9 protein-coding genes are annotated in these 12,760 nt (G+C 37.4%); 8 read left to right on the top strand and 1 reads right to left on the bottom strand.

Annotated features, from left to right (window positions below):
• Positions 1 to 376: 376 nt before the first annotated feature.
• Both ACIQAA_RS17570 and ACIQAA_RS17565 read left to right on the top strand, forming a co-directional pair.
• Entirely contained in the window at positions 377 to 2,125 is a 1,749-nt protein-coding gene (locus tag ACIQAA_RS17570) for a DUF5605 domain-containing protein (protein WP_402621852.1), read from the top strand.
• Positions 2,126 to 2,147: 22 nt separating this feature from the next.
• Positions 2,148 to 3,473, top strand: a complete 1,326-nt coding sequence (locus ACIQAA_RS17565; protein ID WP_402621850.1) for a prolyl oligopeptidase family serine peptidase — start codon at positions 2,148 to 2,150, stop codon at positions 3,471 to 3,473.
• Between the two features lie 617 nt (positions 3,474 to 4,090).
• On the opposite strand, the gene ACIQAA_RS17560 is transcribed toward ACIQAA_RS17565, so the two are convergent.
• Positions 4,091 to 5,128, bottom strand: a complete 1,038-nt coding sequence (locus ACIQAA_RS17560) for a LacI family DNA-binding transcriptional regulator (protein ID WP_402621847.1) — start codon at positions 5,126 to 5,128, stop codon at positions 4,091 to 4,093.
• 323 nt (positions 5,129 to 5,451) lie between these two features.
• On the opposite strand from ACIQAA_RS17560, the gene ACIQAA_RS17555 reads away from it, so the two are divergent.
• The 6 genes from ACIQAA_RS17555 to ACIQAA_RS17530 all read left to right on the top strand — a co-directional run bounded on the left by ACIQAA_RS17555 (position 5,452) and on the right by ACIQAA_RS17530 (position 12,751).
• Entirely contained in the window at positions 5,452 to 6,888 is a 1,437-nt protein-coding gene (locus ACIQAA_RS17555) for an L-fucose/L-arabinose isomerase family protein (protein WP_402621845.1), read from the top strand.
• Between the two features lie 18 nt (positions 6,889 to 6,906).
• Positions 6,907 to 7,737 carry a transketolase gene (locus ACIQAA_RS17550; protein WP_402621843.1) on the top strand — a complete coding sequence of 277 codons (831 nt, stop codon included), beginning with the start codon at positions 6,907 to 6,909 and terminating at the stop codon, positions 7,735 to 7,737.
• On the top strand, positions 7,734 to 8,699 hold the full coding sequence (locus ACIQAA_RS17545) for a transketolase family protein (protein WP_402621841.1): 966 nt from the start codon (positions 7,734 to 7,736) through the stop codon (positions 8,697 to 8,699). The genes ACIQAA_RS17550 and ACIQAA_RS17545 overlap by 4 nt, the downstream gene beginning before the upstream one ends.
• An 11-nt stretch (positions 8,700 to 8,710) precedes the next feature.
• A complete protein-coding gene (glpK, locus tag ACIQAA_RS17540) occupies positions 8,711 to 10,201 on the top strand; it encodes a glycerol kinase GlpK (protein ID WP_402621840.1) in 1,491 nt (496 codons plus the stop codon).
• A 192-nt stretch (positions 10,202 to 10,393) separates the two neighbouring features.
• A complete protein-coding gene (locus ACIQAA_RS17535; RefSeq protein ID WP_402621838.1) occupies positions 10,394 to 11,878 on the top strand; it encodes a glycoside hydrolase family 140 protein in 1,485 nt (494 codons plus the stop codon).
• 447 nt (positions 11,879 to 12,325) lie between these two features.
• Complete coding sequence (locus tag ACIQAA_RS17530) at positions 12,326 to 12,751, top strand: MarR family winged helix-turn-helix transcriptional regulator (protein ID WP_402621836.1); 426 nt, start codon at positions 12,326 to 12,328, stop codon at positions 12,749 to 12,751.
• The last annotated feature ends 9 nt before the right edge of the window (positions 12,752 to 12,760 follow it).

The raw sequence follows: 12,760 nt of genomic DNA, 5'->3' as shown, positions 1-12,760 counted from the left end.
ACTACACATGACCAACGTTTCAAAACAAGTATCTAGAACAACGATATTGGGTTGTACACTTGCTACTAGATTAATTTGCTCTGGTGTTAAGTTCATTGAAAATAGAAAAGTCGGATAAACAAAAATAAGAAGTCGTATTTTGGATAGTTTCATTATTACTAGTTTTATAAAATAATGATATAAGTTGAAAGTGAAAAATGTAAGCGGAAACAAAATCTTGTTATAAGGGGTAAAACTTTTTGATTTACTTATAAAAAAGAATTCGTCAAAGGTAATTAAAAAAAGAGAACTGAAAGGATCGTTCTCTTTTTAATTAATGGTATAAATCTAGTCTAATAGAACCAAAAACTCTTTAGTGAAAGGGGATAACAGTTATATGAGTTATTCACCAAAAATGAAAATGGGTAAGATTCTGGCAAATAAAAATGCAAAAGCAGTATTGCAAAAACATATGCCGCTATTATTGGAACCTACTGAATTTCCGATAATGTTTGTTAAATTAAGTACGTTGGAACAACTAATTTCACGCCTGCCTGAGTCCTTACGTACAAAGGAGACTATAGAAAAACTGTATTCTGAGCTGGCTGCTGTAGAAGAGTTGGAAGAAGAAACTGGTTGTATTGCACCGGTTTCTAATTATGAACCTGAAACAGTCATTTTGGGATCGGCGAAAGTTTCTACACTTAGAGAAGTGGAGAAATGGTCCGTATTTGAGGTGGAACTTCATGGCCCAGCACACGGCAACCCTTTTACAGACGTCACTTTGAAAGCAGAATTTATTTTTAATGGAGAGAAACGTCATAAAACTCTTGGATTCTATGACGGAGATGGTATCTATCGAATTAGATTTATGCCGGATGCCGAGGGAATCTGGACATTTCAAACAACGAGCAACGCTAGATCTTTGGAGGGTATAGAAGGTAGGTTTACATGTGTCAGCCCTTCTAAAAATAACCATGGTCCCGTCCGAGTTAAAAATACATATCATTTTTCGTATGAGGATGGAACCCCATATTTTCCTGTAGGAACTACATGCTATGCATGGATTCATCAAGAGGAAGAATTAATCGAACAAACCTTGGAAACTTTGCAGGCATCTCCATTCAATAAGATACGAATGTGCGTGTTTCCTAAATCGTATCAATTCAACTCGAATGAGCCTTTATACTATCCATTTGAAGGTTCTCTTGATGAAGGTATGGACTTTACACGCTTTAATCCAAAGTTTTTTCAGCACTTAGAGCAAAGGATCGCAGATCTTGGCAATCTAGGAATTGAAGCCGATTTAATCCTTTACCACGCCTATGACAGATGGGGATTTGCAGAAATGAAAAAGGCGGAGGATGATCGATATTTAAGATACCTTACCGCCCGTCTTTCAGCCTATCGAAATTTATGGTGGTCGTTAGCCAATGAATATGACTTAATGTGGTGTAAGGAAATAGAGGATTGGGAGCGCTTTGCTCAGATTATCACGGAAAATGACCCTCACCAACACCTCATTTCCATTCATAACTGTTTTGGATTCTATGATTATTCACGGCCTTGGGTTACACATTGTAGTGTGCAACGCATTGATGTGTATAAGACGGCAGAAAGTACAGATGAGTGGCGGAAACAATGGAACAAACCTATCGTTATAGATGAATGTGCGTATGAGGGAGATATTGACCAAGGATGGGGAAATATCACCGGGGAAGAAATGGTACGCCGGTTTTGGGAAGGTGCAGTCAGAGGCGGTTATGTTGGACATGGTGAAACCTATCTTCATCCAAAAGATATTTTATGGTGGTCCAAAGGTGGACAGTTGTATGGGGACAGTCCAAAGCGAATCGGTTTCTTGAAGCGGATCATGGAAGAGGGGCCGCAAGAAGGATTGAATCCTTTAGAAACCGCCTGGGATGCGCCTTCCGCTGGGATTCCTGACCAATTTTATTTATATTATTACGGGTTTAATCGACCTAGTTTCAGAGAGTACCGGATGAAACCTGGCACTCAATATAAAGTAGAAGTCATCGATACTTGGGAAATGACAATTAATGAACTCGAAGATGTGTATGAAGGAAATTTTAGAATAGAACTTCCTGGTAAACAATTTATGGCAGTTAGGATGACTAAAATTTAATATAACAAAAGGAGAGGTAAAAATGAAACGTTCTTACAGGACTATTACTGAGGTTACTGACTTTGGGCCTTATATAACAAAAATCATTCTTCCGTTATCCAAATCTATCAAATCAGATGCATTATCAGAAGATACCTTCAACGTTTATGTCGAGAGACGAAGCAAAAAAACGGGCGAAGTGTTGCAACTCAGAAAAGATTGGAATTCGGTAGAACTATATCCGTCAAAGGGCTATTGTTGTGTTACAAATGCGTATACATCTGACAGTGAAGGGAACAAAAATGAAAAAGGCAGTCACGCAACGCTGGAACTTGAATGTGAGGCAATCCACCGTTTGAACTCGGAAACTGCTTTTGAGCAGGAACATAATGTTTATGTTTTCTGCGATTTTCGTATAACGCAGGTAAAAGAAATACAAACCGATAATGATACCATTTCAGGACTTGTCTTTGATCATTTCGGAGGCGGAAAAATGGAGCAAATTAAAGGCTGGGTAAACAGCGAGTCATCCTATGCTGAGATGCCTCTCTGTTTCGGCTATTATTCACCAAATATGAATAAAGAAAAACGCCCTTTGATCATTTGGCTGCATGGAGCAGGTGAAGGCGGATATGACACGTGGATAGCTTATACAGGAAATAATGTTGTAAACCTGTCAAGTGAAAAAGTACAAGAAATATTTGGGGGCGCTTATGTCCTTGCTCCCCAAGTACCTACAATGTGGATGGACGATGGCAGCGGTGAGTATACTAAAAGCGGAAATTCAATGTACGTGTTAGCACTTAAAGCGCTCATTGATGAGTTTATTCATTTACATCCGGATATAGATACAAATCGAATCTACATCGGTGGCTGTTCCAATGGAGGCTTCATGACAATGCGCATGATTATCGATTACCCCGGTTTCTTCGCAGCAGCATATCCTGTATGTGAAGCACTCTATGACAATGTGATTACGGATCAAAATATTGAAAATATTAAAAATACCCCTATCTGGTTCACGCATGCAAAAAATGATGAAATAGTGAAACCTGAGATTACAGTGATTCCAACATATGAGCGGCTCCTTAAAGCCGGTGCTCCTAATGTTCATTTTTCATATTTTGATAAGGTAGTAGATACCTCAGGAATTTTTAAGGATAAAGAAGGCAATCCCTTTGAATTTTTCGGTCATGGTACCTGGATCTACATGCTCAAAGACGAATGCGTACTGGACTATGATGGTTCTCCAGTAAAAGTAAACGGAAAAGATGTCACTCTACTACAATGGCTGGCGTTGCAGTCAAAACAAATAACGGACCAAAATCGTAAATCATATGTAGAGTTTAACAATGGAGGGGTAAGATGATCATTAGTAATCCAAGAACAAACCATGTGGTAAAGCCGCTGGGATTTGAATTTAATTGATTAAACATTCATCTAGCTATTCGGCAAACCCTGATGGTAAAGAAATTCGAGTTTATGATTCTATTGATACAAGGATGTCCATGAGTGATATGTTTTCAAAACTTGAATTATGTTATGGAGTAAAGTAACTTAGAGCGATACGGGTAAATGCGAAACGCAAGTTTGGATATTTAAGAGGCATTATCCAGTACAATTAAAATATATTGTTTTTCGGCAAATTTTCGGCAATAAGGGAGATTGGTGATGTAGAGTTTAAAATGTCCACTTTAGCTATAGATAGATATAAAAGTGATCAAAAATTTTTTCGGCTCCTACAAACGCTATCAAAAAGTACTTGCTATAAGGATGGAACATAATAGAGAGGAAATCACGAAGAATTGTTACAGAAGAAAGGCTTTTAGACTAAGCGTTCAAGAGTCAGTAGAAAATCACCATAGTTCCCACTCAAATAATATTTAAGCCCGAAGGAAATGAAAAAAATTCCTCGGGCTTTATATTTTTTTGCACCATACTTAATTCAATTATTGTAAATGTAATAAAAAAGTCATTTACCAGTCTTTAAAGTTCTAAACATGAATTTCTGACAATGAGTTCTGTATCAACAAGTAATTTTATTTTATCTTCATCGTTGTTCTCAATCAGCCTGATTAGCTTTTCAACAGAAAGTAGTGCAATCTTATCTTTTTTTACATGTATGGTAGTCAACTCGGGTGTAATTACCCTTGATTCAAAAATATTATCAAATCCTATTATCGAAATCTCATCTGGTACTTTAATCCCTAATTCAGTTAGGGATTTTATTACGCTAATAGCCATATAATCTGTTTCACAAAATAATGCTGTTGGCAGATGGTCCATCCTGTTTTTTAGCTTTTCAGTAAAAGCCTCTTGGGGTGCAATGGTAGTTGGTGATATGGAAAAATAATTGCTTTCATCTATCCTCAGATTACTTTCTGTTAGTGCCTGGATAAATCCTTTTTTCCTCATATCAAAGTTATACATTCTTATTTCTGATTCAACATAACCAATTTTTTTGTGTCCTAACTTAAGTAAATATTGTCCAGCTTGATAAGCTCCAAAGAGATTGTTCATCACTACAAAGTTCGCATCAATTGTTTCAAAACAGGTATCCAATACAACTAAATTTGGTTGTATGTCTGCTATTATTTTTATTTGCTCCGGGGTTAAATTGGTACCCAACAATAATATACCTGCAGATTTTTGTTCGTTTTCAAGTCTTGATATTTCCTCTTGCAAGCACTCTATACTTATAGATGAAACCATTAAGGAATAACCACTAGATCCGGATTGAGTATCAATATATTTTATTAACTCCATAAAAAAAGGAAGCGATTCAAATTCTTCTGATACAATACCAGCATTTGTGACAGCGACAAATCTCAATATCTTTGTATTTGAATTGGTTTGAAAATACTGTTCTGCTTTGATAATAGGTCGAGGAATATATCCGTGTTCTTCAGCAATTTTTAATATTTTTTCACGAGTCTTCTGACTAACTCCGTTTTTCCCGTTTAGTGCTAAAGAGACCGCTGATTTTGAAACGTTAGCCAATTTAGCAATTTCATCTATCTTCATAAAAACCATACACCTTCCTAATACTACACATCATTTATAAATGAATTATAACACATTATCATTTTGTTTAGTTTTATTTTTAGTTTTGTTTAGTAAATAATAAATATTCCTTTTCGCTAAACTAATAGATTATCCGATAGGTAATTAGTAGTTTAGTTTAAATTTGCTAAATTTATTTATAAAAATAATTGACTGATAATTTATTAATTGATAACATCTTATTATAAACTAAATTAATTTAGTTATTAATAAGGTTTTTTAGATAGGAACAACTAAAATTTTAGTCTTTTACTAAAAAAGGCGTGTATATTGGAGGAATAGTGATGGAAAAAATTAAACTTGGATTTGCTCCAACTCGGAGATTTGTGTTTAGTAAAGAAGATGCTTTAAAATATAAAAATTTAATAAAAGAAAAGATTGAAAGTTTTGGTCTGGAAATGGAAATTGTTGATTTAGAGGGAATCAATGAAGAAGGGCTCCTATACAGTCGCTCTGAAGAATCGGCCATAATAAAAAAATTTAGAGAGGCCGAAGTAGATGCTGTATTTTTCCCTCATTGCAACTTTGGGACAGAAGACATTGTCGCACGTGTGGCAAAAGCAATTGGAAAGCCCGTTTTACTTTGGGGTCCTAGGGATGAAGCGCCATTAATAGATGGGATGCGACTTCGTGATACACAATGCGGACTTTTTGCAACTGGTAAGGTTCTAAGAAGGTTTAATGTTAAGTTTACATACATCACGAACTGCAGTGTTGATAGCCCTGTTTTTGAAAGAGGCTTTAAAAATTTCATTGCGGCAGCTAATGTTGTTAAGCAATTTACGAATCTACGAATCTTGCAAATCTCAACAAGGCCATCTGATTTTTGGTCGGTAATCTGCAATGAAGGAGAATTATTAGAGACTTTTGGAATTCAAATTCATCCAATCACGCTTGATGAATTGAAAAAGGTAACATTAAAAATAGAAAAAACAGATAGCCCTGAATTAAATGAAGCAATTGGCTATATCAAGGAAAAACTCGACTGGAGTGGGGTTACTGAACAGGATGTTCGACGAATTGCTTCATTAAAAGTAGCGATGAAACAAATGGCTGCTGATACAAGAAGTACTGCGATTGCTATTCAATGCTGGTCGACCTTACAAGACATTATCGGTATTATGCCATGTTTGGCCAATGCAATTCTGACAGACGAACAAATCCCAGTAACTTGTGAAACCGACATTCATGGTGCGATTACTTCAATTATGGTTCAAGCGGCTACGTTAAATACGAAACCAACGTTCTTTGCCGATATTACCGTTCGTCACCCTGAAAATCCAAACGGCGAGTTATTATTCCACTGCGGTAACTTCCCTGTTTCGTTAAGTGTGGAAGAAAAGCCAAAGCTAAACAAACACTTCCTATTTGAAGATCATTCTCCTGGAACTCATGAAGGGGAAATTAAGGGCGGAGAAATGACACTTGCACGCTTTGATGGAGATCATGGTGAATACTCCATCTTCCTCGGAAAAGCAAAAGGGATTCAAGGTCCGTTCACAAGAGGTTCCTATGTTTGGGTGGAAGTGAACGATTGGCCGTTATGGGAAGAAAAGTTGGTAAAAGGTCCATACATTCACCATTCAGTAGGTGTCCATGCAGACGTTATTCCGGCTCTATTTGAGGCATGCGAATATATTCCTGGTTTGAATCCTGATCCAGTAGATCCAACTGAAAGTGAAATTAGAGCATGGCTTCGCGGCAGCGACCTTAATAAATAATGCAGGGGGTTAAAAAGGATGAATAAAATTGAGTTTCTAAAACGAAAAGCTACCGAAATTCGTATAGAACTTCTAACCATGATTTATGAAGCGGGAACGGGCCATACAGGTGGTTCCCTATCCAATACGGATATCCTAACTGTTCTTTACTATCATATTATGAATGTTGATCCAAACAATCCGAAATGGGAAGACCGTGACCGTTATGTACAGAGTAAAGGACATGCGGTGGAGTCGTATTGGGCGATATTAGCAGATAAAGGATTCTTCCCAAAAGAAGAATTAAAAACGTTCTCTCAATTTAATACAAGATTAATTGGGCACCCGAACAATAAAGTACCAGGTGTAGAAATGAATACAGGAGCATTGGGACATGGGCTTCCGATCTCGGTTGGTATGGCCTTGGCTGCCAAAATGGATGGGAAATCGTACAGGGTATATACGTTAATGGGAGACGGCGAGCAGGCAGAAGGATCGGTTTGGGAAGGAGCTATGGCCGCTGCGCATTACAAGCTTGATAATTTAGTTGCCATTATTGATCGCAATGGATTGCAAATTACAGGAGGTACAGAAGATGTTATGTCCCTTGAACCATTTGGCGCTAAATGGAGAGCGTTTGGGTGGGAAGTAGTAGAGGTAGATGGAAATAATATCGAACAGTTGGTAGAAGTACTGGAAGGAACTCCAAAAGCTGCTGGAAAACCAACTCTCATCGTTGCCAATACAGTTAAAGGCAAGGGAATCTCATTTGCTGAAAATGTAACTAAATGGCATCATCATGTACCAAGTAAAGAAGAATATCAATTAGCAATGGAAGAACTTTCAAAGCAACTGGAGGTGCTACAATGAGTAATGTTGCTTTAAATAGTGCAAAAGGCAATAAGATTGCCAATCGCCAAGCAATTAGTGAGGTTTTATTAGATTTAGCTAAAGAAAATAAAGATATTTTAGTAGTAACAAGTGATTCACGAGGATCAGCCTCTCTTGTGGAATTTGGCAAGCAATTACCGGGTCAAATCGTCGAGGTCGGAATTGCAGAACAAAATCTAGTCGGAGTTGCTTCAGGCTTGGCGGCATCTGGTAAAAAACCATTTGTGGCATCACCGGCTTGTTTTCTAAGCATGAGAAGTATTGAACAAATTAAAGTTGATGTGGCGTATTCTAACACCAACGTTAAGTTAATCGGGATAAGCGGTGGGGTTAGTTATGGTGCATTAGGTATGTCTCACCATTCTCTTCAGGATCTTGCGGTAACCCGTGCCATCCCTGGTTTGGATGTGATGATGCCGGCAGATCGTCACGAGGCGAAGAAAATGATTGAAGCGTTGGTTAAGTATGAACGCCCAGTCTATCTACGAATTGGCCGTAATCCAGTAGAAGATTCATATGTATCAGAAGATTATGAGTTTCAAATTGGTAAAGCCGTGACGATGAAAGAAGGTATAGACATCACGATTATTGCAACAGGGGAGACAGTCAGAATTGCATTAGATTCTGCAGAAACTCTGAAGCAGGATGGCATAGATTGCAGAGTGATTAACATGCATACGATTAAGCCACTAGACAAGGAGGCGATCATAAAAGCAGCCGAGGAAACAGGAAGAATTATTACGATCGAAGAACATAGCATTTATGGTGGGTTAGGTTCAGCGGTTGCTGAAGTTGTGTCACAAAGTCACCCGGTTCCTGTGAAGATTCTTGGTTTGCCAGACGTACCAGCTATTGCTGGAAAAACAGCCGAAGTTTTTGAATACTACGGATTGAGTGTTAAAAATGTAAGGAATATCGCCATTCAAATGGTTGGTAAATGATGAGGAATCTTATGGGAAAAGAGAAATATCTCCTCGCGATTGACCAAAGTACAGCTGGAACAAAAGTATTGCTTGTGAATACGAGAGGGCGAATAACACATAAATGTTCTAGAAGTCATACGCAATACTATCCGCAAACTGGATGGGTAGAGCATGATCCGGATGAAATCTATGAAAATGTTAAAAACTTGTTAAAGGAATTGCTGCAAACTTCTGGTGTGTCCCAAGAAGAATTAGCTGTTTTAGCCATTACCAATCAAAGAGAGACGGTTATCGTTTGGGATAAAGAAACAGGAATGCCGATTTATAATGCGATTGTTTGGCAAGACAGAAGAACGTCTGACTTTTGTAAAGAGTTAAAAGAACAGGGTTATGAAGAAATGATCCAATCCAAGACCGGCTTAAAAGCAGATCCTTACTTTTCTGCCTCTAAGATTAAGTGGATTTTAGATCATGTCGATGGAGCCAGAGAAAGAGCAAGAGAAGGCCGGCTTTTGGTAGGAACGATTGACAGTTGGCTCATTTGGAAATTAACACAAGGGAAGGTTCATGCAACAGATTATTCGAATGCAAGCCGGACGCTTCTCTTTAATATTGAAACTCTTCAGTGGGATGATGAGTTATTGGACTTATTTGAAATACCAAGAACGATGCTTCCTGTTGTAAAGAGTTCCAATGAAATCTTTGGTGTAGCGGAAGATCCTAATCTCCCGTTCACCTCCCTTCCTATCTCCGGTGTAATCGGAGATTCTCAAGGTGCTTTATTTGGGCAAAAATGTTTTGAACCGGGGATGACAAAAGCCACTTATGGAACAGGAACTTCTGTCATGATGCACACGAGAGAGTTGGTGAAAGGTACCAATGGATTAGTAACTTCTATTGCTTGGGGCTTAAATGGTAAAATAGAATATGCGCTTGAAGGGATTATTAACAGTACCGGCGATGTGATCAAATGGTTAAAAGAACAGTTAGAATTGATTGATCAAATTGATGAGGCTGAAGCGTTGGCAAGCTCTTTACCAGATAATCAAGGGGTTTACCTTGTTCCTGCTTTTGTCGGCTTAGGTGCTCCGTACTGGAATCCTTATACTCGCGCTGCGATTTTGGGAATGAGTCGAAATACAGGTAAAGCGCATATTGTGCGGGCAGCATTAGAAAGCATTGCTTACCAGGTTAAAGATGTAGTTGAATTGATGCAAACCGAATCCAATATTCACATAAAAAGTTTAAATGTGGATGGGGGAGCAACCAGTAACCGATTCCTAATGCAGTATCAAGCGGACATGTTGGATACAGAAGTAACCGCTTCCATAGTAGCAGAATTATCTTCAATGGGAGCTGTTTATTTAGCTGGTTTAGGAGTAGGAATCTGGAAATCTACTGATGAAATCTATCATCTAAATTCCGAACACGAATTATATCATCCGTTAATGGATCGTGATCTAAGAAATAAGTTTTATCAAGGGTGGAAGGATTCAGTACTTGGGATATTAGTTAAATAATGAACTTTTTCGTGGATATTCAAACCAGAATTGTAAACGTATCGCTATGTGTGTAACACGTTTAAGATTCAAACTTAAATATCGGTCTTTAGCGAACACAGAAGTGATAAAAGGTATAGATGGAGTTTAACCGCCTAATCACTATAGTAATGATATCTGAACAAACTAAATTTTTTCTAAGGTGGAAGAAAAATGGAAAGGTTAAAAATCTCAAAGAATAGCAGATATTTTGCACATCAGGATGGCACACCATTTATCTGGTTGGCAGATACTGATTGGACTATCGCCCAGAGATTAAAATGGGACGACGCAGAATACTTGATGCAAAAAAGAAAATCACAAGGGTTTACAGTACTTCAAATTGTTGCACTGGATCCAGAGCAAGATAGGGAAATGAGAAATCCTGCCGGAGAAAAGGTTCTATTAAATGATAATCTGAACACTCCGAATGAAAAATATTTTGAGTATTTGGACTGGATAATAGACAAAGCAGAAGAATATGGATTTTATGTGCTTTTACTTCCTGTATGGGGAGAACTTGTAGTAGGTCATAACTGGATGGGGGAGTTTTCAGAAAAAATTGTTACGAAAGAAAATGCTTTTCAATACGGAAAATGGATTGGTAGTCGCTATAAAGATAGAACCAATATCATTTGGTGTCTAGGCGGGGACAGGCAGCCTATTCATCTAGGAGTAGATTATAAGGATGTTTGGCGCAATATGGCAGAAGGGATTGCAAACGGGGTTCTACAAAAGGATGTTAAACATAACGAAAAAGATCCTGATTGGCAAAAGCTTTTAATGACTTATCATGCATGCCATGAAGCGGAGACTGGTGAATGTTCAACAATGTCTTATTGGACTGATGACGATGCCTGGATATCATTTATTATGATTCAATCTGGACATGGGTTAACACCGAAAAATTATGAATTAGTGCAAAATGATTATAATCGAAAAAATCCTATGCCAGTTTTTGATGGAGAACCTGCTTATGAGCAAATGCCAACAACTTGGCCAATTGGTTCTGATTTTCACGGAGGATGGATGGTTAGGAAACGTGCCTATTGGAGTTTATTTGCAGGGTCCTTTGGTCATACATATGGGCATCCATCCGTGTGTTGGATGATTTCAGAAAAGGAAAGAGATAACTTTAGAAGATATTCTTGGTATGAAGCTTTAGACCAACCTGGCGCATGGCAGATGAAAATTTTGCGTGATTTTTTGGAATCCAGAGATTTAAGTCAGTGTATTCCGGGTCAGGATATACTAATTGAACAGCGTGTTAAGTTGGATGATGTTACAGATGAGCACATTCAAGCATGCATCGAAAAGGAAGGAAAATTCGCTTGTTTATACTTCCCATCAGGCGGAGAAGAAACTGTCGATTTAAGTAGATTGAAAGTAAATCATTTGCAAGTTTGGTGGTTTAATCCTAGAGATGGACAATGTTATACACAAGAGAATGTTATTACAGATAAAGCAATTAGTTTAGAAGCAATAAAACCAGATGTAGAGATAGGTGTATTAAAATTAATAACACCAACTCGTGGAAATGAGCAGGATTGGGTATGTGTGATAGAAAACAGAAATAATCAATCAACAATTCCTGGCAAATCAAAAATTTATGGAGAACTCCCTGTACCTCCTGAAATCAAGAAAACATTTATGTGGTGACTAAAGTTAAAAGGAAAGTCGTTTGTAACTTTACTAATTTGAAGTTCATCTTTTGATGAACTAATCCCTCTAAGGGAAAGAATGTGTTGCCATGCTGATGCCTAAATTTTATTATTACAAATCACATGAAAACAATTTTTAACAAAAATAAAAGCCTTGAAAAATCAAGGCTTTTTGACGTCCCGAAGAGGATTCGAACCTCCGACCTACAGTTTAGGAAAAGTATGAAAAAGGTAATACTGATCGTAATAAACACTCCAGAATGCTAATTTATCAAGCTTTTTAGTTATTAAAAAACAATCCAGTTCAATTATAATAATATGGTTTTACTGAGTTTTTCGGCAAACTTTCGGCAATCAAGGTAATCTACAACCAAACAACTTGACATTGTAATCTCCACATAATATATTATCTAATAGTATTAGATGTTTTCGAAAGGTGAAATGTATGGATTATAGAGCGTTAGCAAATGAATTGCTTAGTAATATGACGAAAAATCCTAAAATGCAGTTTCAAAAAAAAGTAGACGATCTTTCTAATGGGGAAAAGAGGATATTAGGGCACCTTGTTATTTGGAAAAAAGGAGTGACATCTGGTGAAATAAGTGAAAAACTGGTTATGAGTACTCCGCGTGTTGCATCTGCCCTTAACAGTTTATCCAAAAAAGGATTTATCGAACGGCATCGGGATGAACATGACAAACGTATTGTCATCGTCACCATTACAGAAGCTGGACATAGCTTTGTTATGGAAGAATATGAAGAAGCATTATCAATGCTTGAAAAAACACTACAAAAATTAGGAGAAAAAGATGCAAAGGAATTTGTTCGAATTTTAAAACGGATTACCGAAATCGGTACGGAGGATGAATGATTTTTAATG

The sequence above is a fragment of the Neobacillus sp. NPDC093182 genome (assembly GCF_044754045.1).
This window is presented reverse-complemented; position numbering and strand designations above follow the sequence as displayed.